This window comes from Thiocystis violacea (assembly GCF_016583575.1).
GTDB classification, from domain to species: domain Bacteria; phylum Pseudomonadota; class Gammaproteobacteria; order Chromatiales; family Chromatiaceae; genus Thiocystis; species Thiocystis violacea.
The window spans coordinates 1-21,939 of record NZ_NRRG01000035.1 but is presented as its reverse complement, the minus strand read 5'-3'; the positions used below and the strand labels follow the sequence as shown (position 1 = coordinate 21,939).

The 21,939-nt window shown below is 64.5% G+C and carries 21 protein-coding genes; 2 read left to right on the top strand and 19 right to left on the bottom strand.

Translation table 11 applies throughout. The annotated features are described in order from the left end of the window. Window positions 1–220 precede the first annotated feature (220 nt). Complete coding sequence (locus CKO27_RS15875) at window positions 221–778, top strand: hypothetical protein (RefSeq protein ID WP_200375889.1); 558 nt, start codon at window positions 221–223, stop codon at window positions 776–778. Between the two features lie 79 nt (window positions 779–857). Here CKO27_RS15875 and CKO27_RS15870 read toward each other — a convergent pair whose 3' ends face one another. Together CKO27_RS15870 and CKO27_RS15865 are read right to left on the bottom strand one after the other, a co-directional pair. After that, the gene (locus CKO27_RS15870; protein WP_200375888.1) at window positions 858–2,033 is read right to left on the bottom strand and encodes an RtcB family protein; all 1,176 of its coding nucleotides are present in this window, start codon (window positions 2,031–2,033) and stop codon (window positions 858–860) included. A gap of 298 nt (window positions 2,034–2,331) precedes the next feature. Then, the gene (locus CKO27_RS15865; RefSeq protein ID WP_200375887.1) at window positions 2,332–3,195 is read right to left on the bottom strand and encodes a slipin family protein; all 864 of its coding nucleotides are present in this window, start codon (window positions 3,193–3,195) and stop codon (window positions 2,332–2,334) included. Between the two features lie 534 nt (window positions 3,196–3,729). On the opposite strand from CKO27_RS15865, the gene CKO27_RS15860 reads away from it, so the two are divergent. Beyond that, window positions 3,730–4,317, top strand: coding sequence for a helix-turn-helix domain-containing protein (locus CKO27_RS15860; RefSeq protein ID WP_200375886.1), 588 nt, complete (start codon window positions 3,730–3,732; stop codon window positions 4,315–4,317). Between the two features lie 60 nt (window positions 4,318–4,377). Here CKO27_RS15860 and CKO27_RS15855 read toward each other — a convergent pair whose 3' ends face one another. The 17 genes from CKO27_RS15855 to pip all read right to left on the bottom strand — a co-directional run bounded on the left by CKO27_RS15855 (window position 4,378) and on the right by pip (window position 21,567). Next, window positions 4,378–5,148: a ParA family protein gene (locus CKO27_RS15855; RefSeq protein WP_200375885.1), complete on the bottom strand. Its 771-nt coding sequence runs from the start codon at window positions 5,146–5,148 to the stop codon at window positions 4,378–4,380. Between the two features lie 2 nt (window positions 5,149–5,150). Continuing rightward, window positions 5,151–6,437: a methyl-accepting chemotaxis protein gene (locus tag CKO27_RS15850; RefSeq protein WP_200375884.1), complete on the bottom strand. Its 1,287-nt coding sequence runs from the start codon at window positions 6,435–6,437 to the stop codon at window positions 5,151–5,153. 13 nt (window positions 6,438–6,450) lie between these two features. Further along, on the bottom strand, window positions 6,451–6,825 hold the full coding sequence (locus CKO27_RS15845) for a response regulator (RefSeq protein ID WP_200375883.1): 375 nt from the start codon (window positions 6,823–6,825) through the stop codon (window positions 6,451–6,453). A 23-nt stretch (window positions 6,826–6,848) separates the two neighbouring features. Continuing rightward, window positions 6,849–7,088, bottom strand: coding sequence for a hypothetical protein (locus CKO27_RS15840; protein ID WP_200375882.1), 240 nt, complete (start codon window positions 7,086–7,088; stop codon window positions 6,849–6,851). Next, a complete protein-coding gene (locus tag CKO27_RS15835; protein ID WP_200375881.1) occupies window positions 7,088–9,910 on the bottom strand; it encodes a chemotaxis protein CheA in 2,823 nt (940 codons plus the stop codon). Before CKO27_RS15835 ends, CKO27_RS15840 begins: the two co-directional genes overlap by 1 nt. Beyond that, complete coding sequence (locus tag CKO27_RS15830) at window positions 9,907–10,278, bottom strand: response regulator (protein WP_200375880.1); 372 nt, start codon at window positions 10,276–10,278, stop codon at window positions 9,907–9,909. Before CKO27_RS15830 ends, CKO27_RS15835 begins: the two co-directional genes overlap by 4 nt. Further along, a complete protein-coding gene (locus CKO27_RS15825) occupies window positions 10,275–11,183 on the bottom strand; it encodes a CheR family methyltransferase (RefSeq protein WP_200375879.1) in 909 nt (302 codons plus the stop codon). Before CKO27_RS15825 ends, CKO27_RS15830 begins: the two co-directional genes overlap by 4 nt. Further along, on the bottom strand, window positions 11,125–11,751 hold the full coding sequence (locus CKO27_RS15820; protein WP_200375878.1) for a HEAT repeat domain-containing protein: 627 nt from the start codon (window positions 11,749–11,751) through the stop codon (window positions 11,125–11,127). Before CKO27_RS15820 ends, CKO27_RS15825 begins: the two co-directional genes overlap by 59 nt. Window positions 11,752–11,811: 60 nt before the next feature. Continuing rightward, window positions 11,812–12,885, bottom strand: a complete 1,074-nt coding sequence (gene cheB, locus CKO27_RS15815) for a chemotaxis-specific protein-glutamate methyltransferase CheB (RefSeq protein WP_200375877.1) — start codon at window positions 12,883–12,885, stop codon at window positions 11,812–11,814. A gap of 37 nt (window positions 12,886–12,922) precedes the next feature. Further along, complete coding sequence (locus tag CKO27_RS15810) at window positions 12,923–14,482, bottom strand: chemotaxis protein CheW (protein ID WP_200375876.1); 1,560 nt, start codon at window positions 14,480–14,482, stop codon at window positions 12,923–12,925. Between the two features lie 16 nt (window positions 14,483–14,498). Continuing rightward, window positions 14,499–16,421 (bottom strand): methyl-accepting chemotaxis protein, encoded by a 1,923-nt coding sequence (locus CKO27_RS15805; RefSeq protein WP_200375875.1) that lies wholly within the window; start codon window positions 16,419–16,421, stop codon window positions 14,499–14,501. A 120-nt stretch (window positions 16,422–16,541) separates the two neighbouring features. After that, window positions 16,542–17,237: a phosphate signaling complex protein PhoU gene (gene phoU, locus CKO27_RS15800; protein WP_338116070.1), complete on the bottom strand. Its 696-nt coding sequence runs from the start codon at window positions 17,235–17,237 to the stop codon at window positions 16,542–16,544. A gap of 137 nt (window positions 17,238–17,374) precedes the next feature. After that, window positions 17,375–17,722, bottom strand: a complete 348-nt coding sequence (locus tag CKO27_RS15795) for a hydrogenase maturation nickel metallochaperone HypA/HybF (RefSeq protein WP_200375874.1) — start codon at window positions 17,720–17,722, stop codon at window positions 17,375–17,377. Further along, window positions 17,722–17,916, bottom strand: coding sequence for a hypothetical protein (locus tag CKO27_RS15790; RefSeq protein WP_200375873.1), 195 nt, complete (start codon window positions 17,914–17,916; stop codon window positions 17,722–17,724). Before CKO27_RS15790 ends, CKO27_RS15795 begins: the two co-directional genes overlap by 1 nt. Before the next feature lie 13 nt (window positions 17,917–17,929). Continuing rightward, window positions 17,930–19,810, bottom strand: a complete 1,881-nt coding sequence (gene speA / locus CKO27_RS15785) for a biosynthetic arginine decarboxylase (protein WP_200375872.1) — start codon at window positions 19,808–19,810, stop codon at window positions 17,930–17,932. A 363-nt stretch (window positions 19,811–20,173) separates the two neighbouring features. After that, a complete protein-coding gene (gene dtd, locus CKO27_RS15780) occupies window positions 20,174–20,611 on the bottom strand; it encodes a D-aminoacyl-tRNA deacylase (RefSeq protein ID WP_200375871.1) in 438 nt (145 codons plus the stop codon). Continuing rightward, entirely contained in the window at window positions 20,608–21,567 is a 960-nt protein-coding gene (gene pip, locus CKO27_RS15775) for a prolyl aminopeptidase (protein WP_200375870.1), read from the bottom strand. Before pip ends, dtd begins: the two co-directional genes overlap by 4 nt. Between the last annotated feature and the right edge of the window lie 372 nt (window positions 21,568–21,939).

The following is a 21,939-nucleotide window of genomic DNA, read 5'->3' as shown; positions in this document are numbered from 1 at the left end:
CATCCCTGTCATCAGCCTGCGCAAGGCGAATAAGCGCGAGGTCAAACGCGACTTCGTCGATGAACGTCCCAACAACCGCGTGAGCTTGAGAATCAATATCTTAAATCGCAAGTCGACTGCCGTTGAGCCACGCGAGACATTGACCGGAAAGGTATATAAGCGTTTCTCGATGCGAATACCCTGACGTCCCAACGTCCTGACATATTTCGGGAGGCACGACATGGCACTGAAGGACTTGGTTATCAGTACCCTCGACAACGCGAACGTATCGCGCATTGTTTTCAGTTTCGGTCCGGTGGCCGTCGACGCCAGGAGCTATACGTCGGTCAAGGACGCCGTCCGTAATGACCGCATTACCGTGGTGCATGTGCCGAGCCTGGGTGTGAACCGCGCTTCCTATCGCTACACGCACAATATGTTCAGGCTCGGTTTCACCGCGATCGGTGGCAGCGCCGACAGGCAGGCATTGCTGGTGCACGAGGCGACCCATGCCATCTTTGATATCAACGAGATGGATATGAAGGTCAAGGAAAGCGAGGCCGGCGCCTATATCGCGCAATGCCTGTTTTTCTATTACGTCAACGAGCGCGCGATCGAGGGCGGCGCCAGCCCGACCTTCGCGGATCCGATCCTGCAAGCCGCCTGGCCGATCGCGGTGGGGGCCACCAGCACGCCCAATATTCCCGTGGCGAGCCTGGAACCGCTTTATCGCGCCATTGCCAACAGCTCGCAATATAGCGGCACGGCCGAGGACGACATCGACTATAACGGCGTCTGATGTCGCGCGAAGGCCGCCTCGGGCGTTCGGCATCCTTGCTCGGCGTCGCTCCGGGGCGGCAAGCACCGCGCTCGCCCGCTCACCCCTTTACCGTCAACACCTGCTTCAAGGTATGCACCACCTCGACCAGGTCGCTCTGATTCGCCATGACCTCGTCGATGTCCTTGTAGGCGGCGGGGATCTCGTCGATCACGCCCTTGTCCTTGCGGCACTCGACCCCCTTGGTCTGCTCCTCCAGATCCTGGCGGGTGAAGCGACGGGTGGCCTCGCTGCGGCTCATGCGCCGTCCAGCGCCGTGCGAGCAGGAGCAGAAGGACATGGGGTTGCCCAGTCCGCGCACGATGTAGGAGCGCGCGCCCATGCTGCCTGGGATGATCCCCAGATCACCCTCGCGCGCCCTGATCGCGCCCTTGCGGGTGAGGTAGACGTCCTTGCCGAAGTGGTGCTCGCGGGCGACGTAGTTGTGGTGACAGTTGATCGCCTCGGCCGTCGCCTCGAAGGGCGGCAACTGGGTACGCAGGGCCTCGATGATGAGGCGCATCATCTGGCGGCGGTTCTCCATGGCGTAGTCCTGCGCCCATCCGACGGCCTCGACGTAGTCGTCGAACCAGCGGCTGCCCTCGGGCAGGTAGGCCAGGTCCTTGTCCGGCAGTTGGATCTTCCAGCGCTCCATCTCACGTTTCGCCAGGTCGATGAAGTGGGTGCCGATGCGGTTGCCGATCCCGCGCGAGCCGGAGTGCAGCATGATCCACACCTGCTGGGACTCATCAAGGCACAGCTCGATAAAGTGGTTTCCGCCGCCCAGGCTGCCGAGCTGACTCTGCCAGCGCGCGTTGAGCTTCGGATGCTTGTCGAGGATCGGCTGGAGACCGGGGGCGACCCGCGCCAGGCCGTCCTCGCACCAGGCGCCGTTGCCGTGACCCTCCATCCCGACCGGAACCGCCTGCTCGATCGCGGCACGCACCCGCCCGAGCGCGTCCGGCAACTGGTCCGCGCGCAGCGACAGCCGCACGGCGTTCATGCCGCAGCCGATGTCGACCCCAACCGCCGCCGGGATGATGGCCCCGATGGTCGGGATCACCGAGCCGATGGTGGCGCCCATGCCCCAGTGCACGTCCGGCATGGCGGCGACGTGTGAATGGATGAAGGGCAATTGGGCGACGTTCTCTAACTGCTTGACGGCGTTCTCGGACACGTCGTCGGTGTAGATCTTGACCGGGATACGGCCTTTGCTGATGACGCGCTTGATGGGCATGGTCTTGTTCCCGCCGGTGCTCGGCTATTCTCTCTCGCTTCGGTCTCAATCGCTGGTCGTATCCAGGTCGCCGCGCGTCATCCGGCGAGGGGCGCAACTGGCCTCTCGCTGAAGATGAGCGTCGATCGCGCCCCGGATGTCTCTACGCTGGTCCGCTCGAATGGCGGACGGCGAGCGCTGGTGGGGTCCGCCTTTGCGCATCAGCGGGGAGCGGGCCACCGGGTTTCTTGGTTTGTGCATGGCTTGCTGACTCCTTTGAAAGGGGGCGCCAACGGGTCGCTGGCGTCCCTGTTCACCTTCACCCCTTGGGTGCCTCGATCCTCACCAGCCCTTGCAGCAGGGATTCCATCCCACCGAAGACGGTCAGGCTGCCGACCCGCTCGGTGACGCGCTCCAGCGACTCCAGTTCCTTGAGCCGCAGCAGGATGGGGTTCTGCTCCATCAGCTTGGCGGTGTTGAGCAGCGAGCGGGTGGCCGCCGTCTCCTCGCGGCGACGGATGAGGTTGGCCTGGGCCGCCTTCTCCGCCTCCACCACCAGGTTGAGGATCTGCTTCATGTCACCCGGCAGGATGACGTCCTTGATCCCCAGCCCGTCCACCTGGACGCCGTAGGGCTCGGTGCGCTCGCGAATCCGCTCCAGCAGGCCCTGCTCAAGCGCACCCTTTTGCTCCAGCAGCTCGTCCAGCGTCCGATCACCGATCGCCTGGCGCAGCGCGAATTGCAACTCGCGGTAGAGAAAGTCCCGGTGCTTCGGCAGCCCGGCGCGGACCTTGATCGGGTCGGCGACCCGGTAGTGCGCGCCCAGGTTGATCCGCAGGCTCACCTTGTCCCGCGTCAGGATCTCCTGACCCTGCACCTCCAACTCCTGCAAGCGCAGATCCGTTACCTCAACCTGCACAGCGCGGGTGAAGTTCCAGAAGGCATGGACGCCGGGCTCCAGGGTGCGGACCAGCCGACCGTCCAGGAGCAACAGCCCCAGTTGATGATCGGCGACCTCTTCCTCCAGGATGTTGTCGAGGAAATCCGTCCCGGCCAGCGCCTTCCCGAGGGCACGCGCCTTCTCCCGGAGGGCGGCCGGGACGCGCGTCCAGGCATCCGTTTGTCGCAGCCGGCGGATGCGCTCCATCAGCCCGGCGTCGACGTCCAGCCCGGCGCTCAGCATTGAGCTACGTTGTCACTTCACGGACATCGAAACAAAGGGTACTGACCACGCGGACACCAGGGGTGCGCAGGCCCGCCACCGGGGCATTCCGAGCCCCTGGCGCTGATGGCTCGACGTCTTCCGCGAAGAAGGTTGCGCCGGAAACACGAGGATTCCGGGCATAAAAAAACCCCGATCAGTGTTCCCGGTCGGGGTTTCGATTCCCACCGGAAGGCCCTTCACTGGGCCTCCCGAGGTTGCACCTGGAGAAGACTCAGCTCAGAGACATGACACCAGCCGTCCTCCCCGCAAAGGGGGTCCGGAGCCCTGGTTGATGGTTGACGCCTCTGGATTTCATCTTGAGTCTGTACCCTCTCGGTTGCGGTTATCGGTCACTTCAATGGGCCGCAAGTCTAGCGCGGATTTCAAGCATGTCAACAGCAAATTTCAAGAATCTTGTAAATCCAGCCGCGCTACAATCCAACTGCCAACTGCCAACTGCCAACTGCCAACTGCCAACTGCCAACTGCCAACTGCCAACTGAAACCTGAACCGATGCAATCCACCACCATCCCCGGCCGCATCAAGCTCGCCCGCAAAATGGCCGGTCTCCCGACCCAAGCCAGCCTGCTTGCGCGCATCCCCGGCTGGAAGCCCTCGCGGCTCGGCAACTACGAGGCTGGCGTCTCCACACCGAGCGCCGATGACATGCTGCTGATCGCCCAGGCGACCGACGTCTCCGCCTGCTGGCTGATGTTCGGACAGGGACCGATCCGCCCCAATGAGCGCGACCTCCAGGCGATCCGTCACCAGAACCTGGCGCACGCCCTGGATGGCATCGAGGCGGATCAGGAACGGTTGGACGAGACGGTCAAGCGGCTGCGCACCTCGCGCAAGCGGCTGCGCGAGCATCTGGACAATCCCTTTCTGCCGGTCTCGGACGAGCTGGCGCGGCGGCTGGAGCGGCTGCTCGGCGCCAAGGTCGGCTGGCTCGACGAGCAGCATGTGGAGCGTGACCCGCTGTTTCTCTCCTTTCCGGAGGAGATGCGCGAGCTGATGATGATCTATTCGGAGCTGCCGGCCGCTCAGCGGCCGGTGCTGTTGGCGACGGCGCGGGCCTTGCGGGAGGCGCTGCCCGCCTAGTCCAAACGCAGCATGCGCGGAAAAAAGCGGCGCATCCTGGGTTCCCGCTGGGGGCCGTCGTTAGGTGCTCACAACATCCAGAATGGGCGCCAGAGTCGCGGCCAGGGCGGCGAAATCCTCGGCGCCACGGCACTTGGGCGCGTATTGCCGGATGGGCTTGCCAGCCCCGAAGGCTTCCGCCAGCCGGATATCGTTGCGGATGCCCGCCAGCACCCTGGGGGCGCCAAACTGACGCGAGACCTCGCCCGTCACCAGGCGATGCTGGCGGATGTGCTCGGCGGCCATGGTCGGTAGAAAACCGAGGATCTTGAGTCGCGGATTGCTGCCCGACATGGTCTTGAACAGCACCCGCATCAGTTGCCGCATTCCCTCGAAGGAGAGATGGTGCGGCACGTAGGGCACCAGCACCCAGTGTGCGGCGGTCAGTGCGTTGAGCAGCAGATGGTCCAGGGATGGCGGGGTATCCAGGAGCACCAGATCGAAGGCGGTGGCGATGTCATCGCGCGCGAGTGCCTGGGCGAGCCGCTGCTCGTCGCGCGGGCCGCTGCCGTGCTCGAAGAGCTGATCGGCTGGGGCCAGCGCGAGGTTTGGGTAGGTCGTTTCCCTAACCGCCTCGGTAAGGGTCGCCTGCGGATCGAGAAAAATGGTGTGGGCCGTCGGAGCGCCTTTCTCCACCTTCACCCCAAGTCCAGCGGCGCAGTGGCCCTGGGAATCGAGGTCGACTAGCAGCACCCGTTTCCCCAGCGCCGCCAGCTCGGCCGCGAGATTGACCGCCACCGTGGTCTTGCCGGTGCCGCCCTTGCGGTTGGAGATGGCGATGACGCGGGCCATGGCTAGAACAGCTCGATGGCTGGGCGATCGTCGCCGAGCGACACCCCGCCGGTCACGGATGCGTGGGTTTGGCGCTGGCTGGACATGACATAGCGTTCGAGATGTCCGTCCAGCCGATCCTTGAGACTGGGTTGCAGGCTGCCGTCCCAGTCGGGATGCCCCCAGTAGTCATCCAACTGTTTGAAGTGTTCGCCCAGTTCGCGCAATGCCGTCCCGACCTGTTCCAGTCGCTGACGCACCACGTCCTGGAATTGGATGTAGCCCAGCGCCTCGGAGAGGCGCATGACGATGTCCTGGTTGCCTGCCTCCACCCCCCGAATCACGTCCAGCAGCAAACCGCTGTCTTCGACGAAACGTGCCTCCATCGCGCGGATATCGGCGATGATGCGATGCAGTTGGTTGGAGGATTGCTTCTTGTCCCTGGCCTCCCTGGCGACGGCGAGTTCCGTCAGCGTGCCCTGGGTGACAGCGCTGATCTTGCTGTCGATATCCGCCGCCGCGCTGGCGGTTTGGGTGGAGAGCGCCCGGACCTCACTCGCCACCACGGCAAAGCCGCGCCCCGCCTCACCCGCGCGGGCGGCCTCGATGGCGGCATTGAGCGCCAGTAGATTGATCTGCTTGGCGATGCCGGAAATCATCCCGACCAGCGGGGACAGCGATCCCACCTGGCTGGCAAGCCGCTCGATGCGCTCCAGGTTATGGTTCAATTCCGCGATCTGTTCATCCAGATGCTCGGTCAGGACGTCGATCACCTGGCGGTTATTGACCATCTGCTGCTGCATGACATCCGCGAGCGCCATGCCGTTCTGCATGGAATGCCCGATCAGCTCCGTCTGCATCTGGGAGAGTCCGTGAACCTGATTGATCTGCTCGATAACCGCCATCACGCCACGCTCGGTTTCCTGGACGGCGCCGTCCATCTGACTGCCCATGATGTCGAGGTAGGGCGAGACATGGCGAATTTCGTCCTTGACCACGCCCTGTTGCGTAACGACTCCCGTGAGCCGGTGGCGACCGTCACGCAGCACAAAATTGAACTGGTTCACATCCCGACGCAGGAACAGCCAGGCCAGTACCGTCGTGAGGGCCAGGACGGAGAGCGTGGATAACAAGGTGGTCAGGGCGATTTCGGCGGCATAGCCAACGCCAGCCGGAACCAGCAGGGCCTCGTGCAGCCAGGGCGAGAGCACCCAGGCGATCAAGACGTTGAACGCCAAGGCAACCGACGCCGCCGTGGCGAGTCGCAGCCAGGCGCTCGGCGAAGGGAATTGAAGATCGGCGGATTTCATCGCGCCTCCAACTCTAGGCGCCCGGCAGCACTTGTTTGATGACCTTGACGAGATCCGGACCGGACACGGGTTTCACCAACCACCCGGTCGCGCCCAGCTTCTTGCCCTCGTCGCGCTTCGCCGCCTGACTCTCGGTGGTCAGCGTCAGGATTGGCGTGAAGCGGAAACCCGGCAGCGCGCGCACGTTCTTGATGAGTTCCAGCCCGCCCATGTTGGGCATATTGATATCCGTGATGATGAGATCCGGTTTCACCCCACCTTTGAGTTTGGTGAGCGCCTGGACCCCGTCACCGGCGGTTTCGACCTTGAAGCCGTTCATCTCCAGGGTGGATTTGAGGCTCAAGACCATGGTGGCGGAGTCGTCCACGATCATGATGGTTTTCGACATAGTTGTTTCCTTGATCCAGATCTTCAACGCGCAACCAACGCGGATTCTAGCCAGGCGCTCAGACCCGCATCCGTCGGCCAGGCCTGGATAGCGGGTTTGGCCGCCATCAGCACTTGCAGATTGGCGGGATGTAGATGAACGCAGTCGGTCAGATCCACCTTGGCCGTCCGCTTCGTCTGCAGCCACTCCAGCAAAGCTTCCGCCTCCTCGACGCTCACGACGTCATGAAACACCGCCAGATTCTTTTTGTACTCGATGGCCATCACAAAATCTCCCTGACGTTCAGCACCATCAGTACCGAGCCGTCACCCATCAAGGCGGAACCGGCATAGGCCGGGATTCCGCTCAACACACCCGTCATGGGCTTCAGGATGATATCCAGCGTCTCGCGGAAATCGTCCACCAGCAGCCCGACCGATTCATCGCCCAGGCGCACCACCAGCACGGCCAGCTCATCGTCCGCATTGCTCCTGGGCGGCGCCGCGAGGCCGAGCAGGGCATTGATGGATTTCAACGGCACGATGCGGCCGCGCAACACCGTGGCCAGGCTGCGCTTGATCGTGCGAATCGCCGCGCGGGGGACGCGCACCGTTTCCACCACGCTGTCCATGGGGACACCGAAGAGTTGACCGTCGGAGACGACGATCATGACGTTGGTCACGGCCATGGACAAGGGCACCGACAGCGACAGATGGGTGCCGCGACCGCGCTCGCTGGTGAGTGCGACGGTGCCGTTGACCTTTTCCACGGCGGTGCGGACCACATCCATCCCCACCCCGCGACCGGAGAGGTCGGACACCTGCTCCGCCGTCGAAAAGCCTGCGGCGAAGACCAGATTGACCGCCTCCTGATCGCTGATGCGCTCCAGCGTTGCCTCGTCGATCAAGCCCTTGGCATACGCTTTACGCTTGATGGTCTCGGGATCGATGCCCTTGCCGTCATCGCGGATCTGGATCACCACGCGATCGGATTCCTGTGCGGCGCGCAGCAGCAGTGTGCCAGCCGCTGGCTTACCGGCGGCGCGACGGATCTCAGGAGACTCGATCCCGTGATCGAGACTGTTGCGGACGATGTGCATCAGCGGATCGCCCAGGGCCTCGATGATGTTCTTATCGGCCTCGGTGTCCTCCCCCTCCAGGACCAGGTTGACCTCCTTGCCGAGCTTGCGCGAGATATCGCGCACCAGACGCGGAAAACGCTGGAAGACGAAGGAGACGGGCATCATGCGCACCTGCATGATGGCGTCCTGCATCTCCTCGGCGATGCGATTGATGACCGCGTGATGGCCCTTGATGTCGCGCGACAGTTCGCGCACGCCGAACACCGTTTCGGCCCGTCCGGCAAGATAGGGCAAGGCATTCTTGGCCACCACCATCTCGCCGATCAGGTTCATGAGGCGGTCGATCTTGGCCTGGTCGACCTTGAGGCTCTTGGGTCCGGCGATCGCATCCTCGGCGCGGCGGCCGAATTTGACCTCGGACTCCGCTTCCGGCTGGGGCCATGGCTGGGGGGGATCAGCGGCAATCGCGACCGGCGCGGTCGAGGCTTCCTCCTTGGCCCGAGTATCCGACGACGTCGAGGAGGAAAACTGACCGTCGAGCCATGCCAGCAGCGCGGCGCCAGTGTTCTCCGCCAGGGCCGTCGCGGTCGCCCTCTCCAGTGCCGGCCGCGCGTCAGTGGCGCCGGATACCCGCAAACAAGCGGACAGGACGGCGGCAGCGGCCTTGAGACGGCCTGGCAGCCAGGTCGGCGTGTCGGTCAGGGCCAGGATCTCACGCTGCGAGGCCAGGATAGCCGCCAGTGCTTCGGCCTCCGCCGTGGTTAGGATGGGTAGAACGGAACGCACCCCATCATCCCCCGACACCTGACTCTCATCCACCCGCGGTCGATCTTCATGGATTGATTCGATGGGCGCCGCAGTCAATGGGCGGTGATCATGGCCGGGAGGCGGGTCCGCAGGATGGGTTGCGCGCGGCTCTACCCATCCTGCCAAGACGGCGGTCCAATCGGGCGCGTTAAGGCTGCTCAAGGAATCGACGAGCGCGTCGAGAACGACGCGGTTCTCCGGTTCGGTTTCCAACACCAGCCGCAGCCAACGCAGAGCCGAGGCGATCCATAGATCGGGACTAGAGAGTTCCAGCATGGTGCCGGCGTTGCGGGCCAGTCCCGCGAGATCACCGGCGGCGAGCAGGTTCCGGGCGTCGGAGACGAAGTCGTCGTACACCGGCCCGCCATTCGCGTCGCCTTGAGGCAGAACGAGGGCGAATCGGGAGACTGGCGTGAGCGTCATCTGATCCGCGACATAGCGATACTGCTCCTCCAGCAGGATCCGGGGCGCGGCGCTCAACAGATGGATGTCCAGGACGCAACAGTAGGCATCCAGGTCCGCCAGTGGTGGCCAAGGGGTACGCGCCTCGATGCCACCCCACAGCAACTCGGGTGTCTGGCGCGCCAGGAAGAAGGGATCGTCGCCCTGATAGAAGCACTGCTCCGACGGGGTGTAGAGGAGCCAATGCAGGGGTTCGCCCGCACTCGCGCGGCGATAGGCCTCCAGGCGCGCGGGCTCCGGGATCGTGGCGAGCGGCAGGTCTGCCGCAAGCGAAGCCGCAAGGCTCGCCGCCGTCTCCGCCGCCGGGATCGCCGAGGTGTCGTCGGTGATCCCGGCGGCCAAATGCCGCTCGGCGATCCCGGCGACCTCGTCGCGCGCCATCAATTGTCGCAGCCCCTTCACCAGATGCACCGAAACGCTGGCGTGGGCCGCGCCCGTCACGCCGTCGGCCTCGATCTCATCGCACAGCATGCCGATGAAATCCATCGCGTCCAGCAGGCGGTCGGCCAGTTTCCGCGAATAGGCCGCCTGACCGTTGCGCACGGCATCCATCAGGTCTTCGCCGGCATGCAGCACCCGAGTCATCTCGGGGAAATCGAACAAGCCGCTGTTGCCCTTCAGGGTATGGACTAACCGAAACAGCTCGTTCATCAGTCCGGCGTCGGCGGGGGCGTTCTCCAATTGCATCAGCTTTTCGCCAATGTCTTGCAAACCGTCCCGCGCTTCGGACAAAAACTGTTCGAGCAATGGATTCATGGGTGCGTGTCCCCAAGCAGCAGCCGGACCTGGGTCAGGAGTCGGTCCGGTTTGACGGGTTTGACCAGATAGAGGTTGGCACCGGCCACATAGGCCCGCTGTTCGTCGTTGGACTCGGCCTCGGTGGAAATCATGATCGCTGGCGCTTGGGGCAGATCCTGGCCGCGCAGCTCGCGCAGAAAACCGTAGCCGTCCAGCTTGGGCATGTTGATGTCCACCAGATAGAGATCGAACGGCGACTGAAGGGCCTTTTCCAGCCCCTCGATGCCGTTCATCGCCTCTTCCACCGCGAAATGCGCCGCTTCGAGGATTTCGCGGTGATACAGACGCACCGTTGCCGCGTCATCGACAATCAGGACGCGTTTCATGACACCTCCAAGGGTCGTTGGTAGACGATGGCGCTGGGAAACTTGCGCACCTTGTAGAGCGACGAGCTACGGCTCATGGACTCCGAATGACCGAGACAGATGAAGCCGCCCGGCTTCAAGGCATCGTAGAAGGTTTCGGTCGCGGTTTTACGCGAGACATCGTCGAAATAAATCAGTAGGTTGCGGCAAAAAATCACGTCGAAATCGCGATAGCTTCGGGTATCGGCGCGCTCGGACAGATTGACGCGGGTGAACTCGACCGACTGGCGCAGATCGTCGCAGATCTGATAACCCTCGGCGCGGCGCTTGAAATAACGCTGTAAATAATCCGCCGGCAGATACTGCACCGAACGATGCGAATAGAGACCCTGACGCGCCTGAGCGAGGATGCGGGTATCGATGTCGGAGGCGATGATTTCCACGTCCCAGCGATGGATGCCGGCCCAGCGTTCCAACAGGTAAATGGCAATGGAATAGGGTTCCTCGCCGGAAGAGGATGGCATCACCCAGATGCGGATGGGGCGACGGTCAATCTTGCGGGCGACGATCTCCGGCAGCAGCGAATCGACCAGACACTGAAATTGATATTCCTCGCGAAAAAAATAGGTTTCATTGACCGTCATCAGATTGGTCAATGCCTGCAATTCCTCCCCGTTGACCTGAAAGCGCAGCAGCATGAAATAGCCGCGAAAAGAGCCGGAGCCGGTCGCTTCGATGCGCTCCGCCAGACGCTTGTCGACGAAGTAACGCTTGGATGAATCAAACTGGATGCCGGTCTTGCGGTAGAAGAACTCCCGGAATTTCTGGAAGTCCGCCTCACTGATGGTGATGCCGGTCTCGGCTGGCTCAGGCGTCACGTAAACGCCCCAGGGCCAGGTCGGCGGCGAAGCGAATGTAGGGCTCATTGGCGAAGCGCGCCTTGAGGCGCAACAGGCTCTCCCGAGCCGCCCCTGACCCGACCTCGCCGAGCAGATCCACCGCCGCGCCGCAGACGTTGACATGCGGATCGCGGTCGATGACCTCGATCAGCCAGCGTTCCACCTCGGGGTGACATAAGGATTCGAGGATGTTGACCGCGAAGATGCGGACATCCGGATCCGGATCGGCGAGCAGTCCCCGGATGATGGGCGCCACCGCATCGGGCAGTTGCCGCATGGCTTCAATCGCCTCGTTGCGCCGCGCCGCGTCCTCGCTCCGCAGGCACTCCACGAGACCGGCGACCGATGTTGCGTCGCCCAGGCCGGTCAAGGTCGTGAGAATGACCTCGCGTACCGAGATATCCGCTTCCTGATGCAGGCGCTCCACCAGCGCGGCGGAGATGTCGGGACAATCCGCTAGATCGCGCGCCGCCCAGCGTCGCACCGTCGGGTTGGGGTCGATCAATTGAGCGAGCAGACCCGCGCAGTCGCGCGGATGTTTGCGCACTTCCTCGGTGACAGACTCGACCGTTGGCTGTGTCTTGATGAGGCCCATAAGATTGCCTGACTAATCGGCGTCCAAAATGAAGCTGGTTTTCTCTCTCGAAATCGCGGTTCAGCACCCAGCCCAGCTATTGACCTGCGCGGCGATCTTTTCCGCGTGCAGCACCAGGCTGGCGCCGCCGCGTGCGATCAACTCCGCCGGCATGCCGAAGACCACGGCGGACTGCTCCGATTCGGCGATGGTGCGCCCGCCGCGTTTCTTGATCTCGGCGAAGGCATCCGCCCCGTCGTAGCCCATGCCGGTCAGCATGATGGCGACGACCCGCGCCGGGTCGCAGTGCTCCAGCACGGAACGGCCCAGCAGTTCCACCGATGGGTGCCAGAGAAAATCGCGGCTTTCCGGTTTGGCGAGGACCGTCAGCTTGCCTCCGCGCTGTCCCACTACCATGTCCGCCCCACCTTTGCCGATATAGATGGTGCCGGGCTCGACCTTCTGTGGATGCGCGGCTTCCACCACCCTGAGCGGACATAAGGTGTCCATGCGGTCGGCGAAGGGACGGGTGAAGGAACCCGGCATGTGCTGCGCGACCAGAACCGGCCAGGGAAAATCAGCCGGCCAGCGGGGCAGAATATCCTCCAGGGTGCGCGGACCGCCGGTCGAAACGCCGATCACCACCAGCCCCTCACCCGCCACGCCGCGCCGCACCGCGAGCGGGCGTGGCGCCGGGGCTGGCTTGACTCGTTCCTCGCGCAAGCGTTGCGCCAGCCGCCCTACCGTCCCCTTGGCCTTGAGTCGCGCACGTGCCGCCGCCCGCACCTTCGACACCAGTTCGACGCTGATCTCGTCGATGGAAAGCGAAATGGTTCCGCCGGGCTTGGCCAGATAATCCACGGCACCGAGATTGAGCGCCTCGAAGGTCGCCAATGCTCCCTGCTCGGTGAGCGAGGACACCATGACCACCGGCACCGGGCGTTCCGCCATCAGCAGCGAGAGCGCGGTGATGCCGTCCATCTCCGGCATGTTGATGTCCAGCGTGACCACGTCCGGCTGAAAGGCGCGGTTTTCCTCCACCGCTTCCCGGCCGTTGCGCGCCTGACGAATCTCGAAATCGCCCTCCGCCTGGAAGACGTTGGTCAACTGACGGCGCATCAGTGCTGAATCGTCGACGATCAACAGTTTGATCATGTCGCCTCGGGTCTCCTGCTTCCTGGGTATCGCCGACTCATGCCGACAGCCCCGCCAGATCGGCCAGTTCGTCGCCCTGCATAAGTTGGGTCGGGTCGATCAGTTGCACCAGACGCTGCTGTTTCTCTAGATTCGCCATGCGTGCCAGGAGCTTGGATTGCACACTGGACAATTGCGGCGCCGGTTCGATGGCGGTCTTGGGGATCTTGAGCACCTCCGCCACCGAGTCGACGATGAACCCGGTGCGCGCGCCCTCGATCAGAAAGACCATCACACGCTGGCGGTCCGAGCGCTCCACGTCGGGCAGACCCAGGCGTCGGCGCAGATCGATCACTGGCAGCACCGTGCCGCGCAGATTGATGACGCCTTCGACGAAGGCCGGTGCCTTGGGCACATGGGTCAACTCGTCCGGAACGCGCACGATTTCCTGTACGCTCTCGATTGGCACGCCGAATTCCTCCTTGTCGAGACGGAAGACGACGACCTGCTCGTCGTCATCGGCTCCTTCCTCGTCCCGCTCGTCGTCGCTGGTTCGCGCGTCGTCCCGCAAGGTATCCACGGTCGTCAATGCCTCCTTGATGGCCGAATGACGGAACAGGTTGTCGGTGGAGATGATCGAGACCAGACGCTTGCCGCCGTCCAGCCGGCAGATATCCGAAATGTCGGCCAGCTCGCCTTCGCGCGCGAGCAGACCGGGCATGGCTTCCACGTCGGACTTGGCGACCCGCAGCACTTCGTTGACGCTGTCCATCACCACGCCGACCGAGGCCGTGCCTAGCGACACCACCACGATACGGCTATGTTCATCGGCATCGCGCGACGGCAAGTCGAACATCCGGCGCAGACTGACCAGCGGCAGCAGACGGTTGCGCAGACTCATGACGCCGAGCACATGCGCCTCCGAGCCGGGGACATGAATGATCTGCTCGGGAACCTGCACGATCTCCTGCACGTTGTCGATGGCGATGGCGTATTCCTGCCCGGCGACCTCGAAGCTCACCAGTTGCAGTTCGTCGCTGTTGGCGTCCTCGTCAATTTCGGTCTGCCCCGCGAGGCCGGCGGTCACGGCGGCACGGCGGGTGACCTGGGCGATCTCGGCGAATTCGCGACCGATCAGCCGGGCGAAGTCCAGCACCATGATCATGGCGTGGCCGCCCACATCCTTGATAAGACCGGACAGCAACTCGGTATCCACGGTGCCGCTGATCGATCCGACCGGCTCGATCCGGCCCGGTTCGACGCCGACCACGCTGGCGACCCGATCCACCACGAAGCCCAGTGGCTGACCGATGTCGATGACCAGTGCGCGAGAGGTGTCGTCATGGTCGCGCTCGGCAAAACCAAACAGATGACGCAGCGCAATAATGGGCAGCACCTTGCCGCGCAAATTGGCCAGCCCTTCGAGACTGGGCGGTGCCAGCGGCACCCGCACCACATCGGGCACGCGGATAATCTCCTGCACCGGATTCATATCGACGGCAAAAACCTCGTCGCCGACCAGAAAGGTGACGAACTGCCGGATGTCCGAGGTCTGTTCGTCGGGATCGCCACCCGCGTCCCGCTCGGCCAGCCTGCCCGCTGGGGTATCTGAGCTCATGATTGCATTCCCCCGCTCAGGCGCTTTGCAGTTCGTCGGCAAGCGAGGCGATTTCCTCGACGGCGGCGGCCAGCTCCTCGGCCCCCTGCGACTGCTGCTTGGAGGCGGTGGCCGCCTCGGTCGCGGCCTTGTCGGCCTCCTGCGCGGCGGCGGAAATCTGTTCCACCCCGGTCTTCACCTGCGCGATGGCGGCCGCGATCTCGTTGGCCGCGGCCAGGATTTCCTGGGTGCCGGTCTCAACGACGGCGATGTCCGTCTCGATGGTGACCAGATTGGCCGTCGTGGCCTTAGCCCGTTCCACCTCGCCCATCGCCGAGGCCACGATCTCATCCAGGTCGCGCCCCACCACTCCGATCTGATCCTGCACCGCCTTCACCAGATCCTTGATGTTGTCGGCGTTCTCGGCGGAATCGTGGGCGAGATTGCGGATATCGGTCGCTACCACCACGAAGCCCTTGCCAAACTCACCCGCCCGGGCCGCCTCGATCGAGCCATTGACCGCCAGCATATTGGTCTGGATGGAGACCGTGGTGATGGCATCGACGATCTTGTCGATACGCCGCGACACCAGCTCCAGATCCTTGATCTGCTTGATGCTGGAGCGGGAGGAATCCGCGGCGGAGGAAATGCCATGGACCAGGGCATCGACCGTGGTCTTGTTGACGCCCAACAGCGCCTTGATCGCCGCCACCTTTTCGCCACCGGCGGTGGCGCGGGCCTGAGCCAGTTCCAGCCCCTTCTCGATTTGGGTGATGGCGGCGGCCGATTCCTCGGTGCCGGCGGACTGCACCTCGGCGCCTTTGCGGATCTGATCGATGGCGATCATGATCTGGGTGCCGGAACGATTGATTTCCGAGACGGCGGAGGACAACTGCTCGGCGGCGGAGGCGACTTCTTCCGCACTCTTGGCGACATCGGTGGAGGTTTTGAGATCTTCCGCGAGTTCGGACAGCGCCTGCGCGGCCTGCTCGCACTCGGCCAGCGCCTGCGCCTGTTCGGCCACCGTCTTGGCGGCCTCCTCGGCGGCGGCTGACTGCTCCTCGGCGGCGGCCGCGATGTTTTCCGATCCTTTCAGCGCCTGCGCGGCAGCGGTGCTGGACTGCTGGGCGCCGCTGGCGATCTCCTGCACCCCCTTGACGATCTCGGCGGCGTCGAGGCGGATCTGTTCCAACTGGGCGGTGATGGTCTTGCCCTTTTCGGCCTCCTCCTCCACGGTCTTGGCCGAGCTGCCGATTCCCTCGGCGATGATCTTCACCTCGCTCTGAATCTGCCCCACCAGATCCTGAATCTGTTTGGCGCTCTTCTCGGAGGTCTCGGCCAGGGTGCGCACCTCGTCGGCCACCACCGCGAAACCCTTCCCATGCTTGCCGGCGCGTGCCGCTTCGATAGCGGCATTGAGCGCCAGCAGATTGGTCTGGTCGGCGATGCGCGCCACGGCCTTGACGATGTCGCCAATGCTGGCCGCCTGTTTTTCCAGATCGGCCACCCGTTCCACCGAGGCCGTCTGGCGTTGCGCGGCGACTCCAACGTTCGTGACCAACCCGGCGACCTCGGCACTGGTTCTGGCCACCAGCGTCTGAGTGGCTTCGCTCTTGGCCTGGCTGACCTCCGCGTTACGCAACTGACGACCGATGGCCAGCTCGACCTGCTTGAAGGCCATCAGGGACTCCTGGGCCGCGCCGGATGCCTCCTCCGCGCCGGTGGCAATCTGATCGGCGGCGCGCTTCAATTCCTCCGCCGCGGAGGCCGCCTCATTGATGCCGGAAGACAATTGCCCGGTCGCGGCGGCGATCCGCTCAGCCGCCTGCTGCTGCTTGGCCAGGGTCCGCGCCCGCTTGCGCTGCGCTTCAGCTTCGCGCGCGGCCACGGCGGAAGTCTTTCCTTCGGCCGTAGCCGTGTTCGACCCGGCGGAGGTCGAGGATTTTTTCATGAGGGCCATGCGGTGTCTCCTTTGTCGAGTGGGCGCGATGCAAGAGCGAAGCGGCTCAAAGCTAGACGAAGCGATTCAGCCGTTCAAATACTCATTCCAGCGACGTCATGCCGGCGCTGGAATTTCGGTCTAATTGAGATCCGGCGTGTGACCGGCGGCCACGTAGATGGCGCGTTCGGCGACATTGGTTGCGCGGTCCGCCACCCGCTCGTAGTTGTGCACGATCCAGAGCAGGTAGGTTCCGGCGGTCGCGAAGTCCGCATCCGTGCGCATCCGACTCAGCACCTGCTCGATGAAGGCATGCTCCTCGCGGTCGACCTCATCCTCCAGCGCGACCGCCGCGCGAATGGTCGCTTCGGTTCCGTTGGCGGTGAAGGCAGCGAGGGTCTTTTCAAGCATGCCGATCGCGTCGCCGGCCAGCTCGACGATCGCCGCGACCGGTTCGGCCGGCAGGGGCGTCTCGCCATTCCTCAGGATGATGCGTCCCACGTCGGCGGCGTAGTCGCCGATGCGCTCCAGCTCCGAGACCAGTTCCATGCAGGCGCCGACCGCGCGCAGATCCTCGCCCGCCGGTTTGTAGGCCGCCAGGGTCACCAGGCACTCCTGTTCCAGTGTCCGGCGCTGCTGATTGATGCGCGTGTCTTCCTCGATGATCCGCGCCGCCAGGGTGAGATCCTGGGTCCGCACGCAAGCAACCGAATGGTTCAGCGCGGTGATGACCAGCGCGCCCAGTTCCCCCACGGCGGACTGGAGTTGTGAACGTCTCTTCTGAACAAGATTCAGGCTTTCGGCCATCACGGCATCCTCATCGTCGGTGTTGATCATCCGGGCTCGGGGCGCGCGGCCACGCCTTGAGTGACCCCGCATCTTAAATCGTCCCGCATTCGGGGCGCGGAAAATCCATCGGGGACGTGCCGCCGGAATCGACGAACGGGTCGCGCGCTCGCAGGTCCGCCCCCTGGCTAGGGAATCGTCAATTCCAGATTGGCCAGCAACAGCTCGTCTCCGCTAATCAGACGGGTCTTGAAGCTGCCGCAGGCGCCGCACAGCAGACGATTGGGTTTGGCGTCCGTCTCGGCGTCGCATTCCTGACAGCGGACGCGCACCTGGGATGGTTCGATGACCAGCTCGGCGTGCTCGGCGATGGTGCCGACGGCCGCGAGCGGGTAGGCGTGCTGGAGCAGCAGGGGCTCGACGCCGGCCAGCGGGCCGACCTTCAGCAGGATACGCTCGACCCCGGTCGCGCCATGCTCGCGCGCGATCTGTTCGACCTGGTCGATGAGCGCTTGGCAGAGTGAGAGTTCGTGCATCAGGCAAGCTCCGTTCGGCTGGCGAGGAAGAGGCCGCCGATGAGCACCAGCGGCAGGCCGAGGAGCGCGACCCCGAGATCGCGCGGGAGTCCGGACTCGGCGAGCGAGGCCAGGGCCGGGGCCGGCGGGATCGCGACGGCGAGGCGCGTTCCGCTCTTTCCATCGCGTTGCCCCAGGGGGATGGCGATACACATGATTTCGGTCCTTTCAGCTCTCTAGATAGGTGTAGCCGTAGAGCCCCGCCTTCAGCTCGACGAAGAGCCGCTCGCGGGTGGGGCGGTCCAGTCCGGCGGCGTCCAGCTTGCGTCGGTAGTGGGCGAGCAGGGTGCGCGGCTCGAAATGGACATAGCTCAGCAGCTCGTCGGTGGTGTCGCCGCGCTCGTGTTCGAGCAGTCGGTAACCGTTCGGCGCGTTCGGATCCAGCTCGACGTTGATGGCGTCGGTGTCGCCGAAGAGGTTATGGATGTCGCCGAGGATTTCCTGATAGGCGCCGACCATGAAGAAGCCGATCAGATAGCGTCCGTCCAGTCCCGCGCCGGCATGGACCGGCAGGCTGGCCTCGATTCCGCCCTCGTCGACATACTGGTCGATGCAGCCGTCCGAGTCGCAGGTCAGGTCGTGGATCACGGCCCGCGCCTTCGGCTCTTCGTCGAGCCGCTGGATGGGAACGATCGGGAAGATCTGGTCGAGCGCCCAGATATCGGGTAGCGACTGAAAGAGCGAGAAGTTGCAGAAGAGCTTGTCCGCCAGCCGGGCGTTCACCGTGTCCGCCAACTCGCGGTGACGACGGATGCCGGGATCCAGGCGTCCGGCCAGCACCCGACAGATGGCGAAGAACAGCTCCTCGGCGCGCGCCCGGCCGGCCAGATCGAGCTGGTCCCGGGCGAACCGCTCGCGGGCGGTCCCAAGCAGCTCGCGCGCCTCGGCGTGGATCTCCTGCGGCGAGCCGCTGGTCGCGGCCCGAAGCTGGTTGGCCAGGGCGTCCAGGGTCGGATCGCCTTCTTCGTCGCGCGCGCTCAGATCCAATCCGCCGGCCACCTCGCGGTCGATGACGTTGGTGATGAGCACGGCGTGATGGGCCGTCATGGCGCGGCCCGATTCGCTGAAGAGATCGGGCTCGGGCAGTCCGCCGCGACGGCATTCGGCGGCGATGGTGTCGACGATGGCGCTGGCATAGCCGTCGAAGCCGTAGTTCACCGAGCAGTAGTTGCGGGTGTGAGTGCCTTCGTAATCCACCCCGAGTCCACCGCCCACGTCGATCACACGGATCGGCACTTGCAGGCGGCGCAGCTCGGCATAGAAGCGGACCAGCTCGGCCGCGCCGGCGCGGATGTCCTGGAGGCTCGGGATTTGCGAGCCCAGATGGGCGTGCATGAGCACCAGCCAGTCGAGATGACCGGCCGCGTCGAGCGTGCGCACCAGATCCAGGATCTGCTGGGAGGTCAGGCCGAACTTGGCCTTCTCGCCGCCGCTGCCCTGCCAGTTGCCGGCCGCCGCCGCCGCGAGCCGTACCCGCACGCCAAGCAGCGGCTCGACCTCCAGCCGCGCGGCCTCCTCAAGGATCAGCGGCACCTCGGACGGCTTCTCGATCACGAGATGGACCCGCATCCCGAGCCGGCGGCCGATCAGGGCGAGCCGGACGTATTCGCGATCCTTGTAGCCGTTGCAGACCACCAGACCGTCCGCCGGCGAGAGCGCCAGCACCGCCATCAGCTCCGGTTTGCTGCCGGCCTCCAGTCCCGCCCGACCCGAGTGCAGGATCTCGCGCACCACGCCGGCCTGCTGGTTGACCTTGATCGGATAGACCGGCTGATACCGCCCGCGATAACCGCAGGCCGCGCCGGCGTCGGCGAAGGCTTGATGCAGCGCGCGGACCCGGTGGCGCAGGATGTCGTTGAAGCGCACCAGCACCGGCAGTGAAAGCCCCTCGGACTCGATCTGGGTGGCCAGTAAGGCGAGGTCGATCTCGGTCGGCCCGTCCGGATCCGGTCGGGCGTAGAGATGACCGGCGGCGTTGATGCCGAAATAGCCCTCGCCCCAGCGATCGATGGCATAGATGTCTTTGCAGCGTTGGACCGCTTGGTCCATGGGCAGGGTCTCCATCGGTGGCGAGGCGGGGGATGGTCGGGTGAGGGTTCGGGCGTGGAGTCGGGCTGGTGCCTGTTCGACGAGTCCTGGGTGATTTCCAGGAAACCTTGTACCCGCGATCCGCCGAATCATAGACAGGATTAACAGGATTTCTCAGGATTGACAGGATTTATAAAGTCCTGTTTTTAATCCTGTAAATCTTGAAGAATCCTGTTAATCCTGTCCAGTCCCGGAGCTTTCGATCAGGTACGGACTTTCCCGGAAATCACCTTGGGATGGCCCTCTTGAACCCGTTGGAGCCGCTCCTGGAGGCGAAGGATAACAGCCGGGTCGCGAAGCGTCGCGCGGACAGATTCGCTCGATTCAGGTTTCCAGCCAGAAGGTCACTGGTCCTTCGTTGATCAGGCTGACCCGCATATCGGCGCCGAACCGTCCGGTGGCGACGATCGGGTGGGCGAGGCGCGCCCGCTCGACCAGATGCGCGAAGAGCCGTCGACCCTCGTCGGGCGGCGCGGCCGAGGTGAAGCTGGCTCGCGTGCCCTTACGGGTGTCGGCGGCGAGCGTGAACTGCGGCACCAGCAGCAGACCGCCGCCGATGTCGCACAGGCTCAGGTTCATGCGGTCCTCGGCGTCGGGGAAGACCCGATAGCCGAGCAGGCGCTCCAGCAGGCGCTCGGCAAGGGCCTCGGTGTCGCCCTTCTGTACGCCGATCAGCACCAGCAGACCGCGTCCGATGGCGCCGACCGTCTCGGCCCCGACCTCGACCCTGGCCTGGCTGACCCGCTGGAGCAGGCCGATCAAGTCAGCTCCCGCGCGAAGCGGTCGGTCGCGGCCACCAGGGCGCGACGGATGCCCGGCTCGAAGGCCGAGTGCCCGGCGTCCGGGATCACCTGAAACTCGGCCGTGGGCCAGGCCCGATGGAGATCCCAGGCGGAGCGCAGGGGGCAGATGAGGTCATAGCGGCCCTGGACGATGACGCCTGGAATGTCGGCCAGCCGGTGGGCGTCGCGCAGCAGCTGATTGGGAGCCAGGAAGGCTTGATTGACGAAGTAGTGGGACTCGATCCGCGCCAGGCTCAGGGCTACATGGGCGTTAGCGAAATGGGCCTGGATGCCCGGATTGCCGAGCAGGGTGGCGGTGCGTCCCTCCCAGATCGACCAGGCGTGCGCCGCCTGCGTCCGCTGGGCCTCGTCCTCGCTGGTGAGACGGGCGTGGTAGGCCGCGAGCAGATCGCCGCGCTCGGCCTCCGGAATCGGTGCCAGATAGTCCTCCCAGTAATCGGGGAAGACCCAGCTCGCGCCCTCTTGATAGAACCAGCGGATCTCCTCGTCCCGGCACAGAAAGATGCCGCGCACGACCAGCGCGGAAACCCGTTCCGGGTGCATCTGGGCGTAGGACAGCGCCAGGGTCGAGCCCCAGGAGCCACCGAATACCAGCCAGCGCTCGATGCCGAGCCGTTCGCGGATCAGTTCCATGTCCGAGACCAGATCCCAGGTGGTGTTGGCCGCGAGCGAGGCATGGGGGGTGGAGCGACCGCAGCCGCGTTGATCGAAGAGCACGGCGCGGTAGCGCGAGGGATCGAAGAAGCCGCGATGGGCCGGCTCGCAGCCGGCGCCCGGTCCGCCATGCAGGAAGATGGCCGGGAGGCCGTCGGGACGCCCGCACTCCTCGACATGGAGACAGTGCCCGTTGTCGACGATCAGGGCGTGGGTCGCGAAGGGCTCAGTGGCGGGATAGAGGTCGTGTCCGGTGTCCATTTGATTGGTCGGTTGTCAGTGGGGCCTGAAGTTGGCTTGGCTCGCGCCAGGCGGCGGAGGGCTTGGGCGGGGTCCGAGTATGACAGCTTATGAACCCTGGGTTTGGCTCTGGGCTGGCCAGTTCCGCAAGGCGGATTCCCCCTGTGGTTGCATTCATCGGGGCGATCCCAATGCTAAACCGGGCGCTCGATCTGTCAATCGTTGTCACGTATTCACTTCAAGGGGGATGGGGCATGGATAAGGGCTCTCTGGCGGCGATGGAGCTGATGGTGTTTCTGGGGTTGGCCGGCTGGCTGGTCTACTACCAGTTCGTAAGCTCGAGGCGTGGCTCGGATCCTCGGGAGTCCGAGTCGGGCGGGGCGGTCGAGGAGG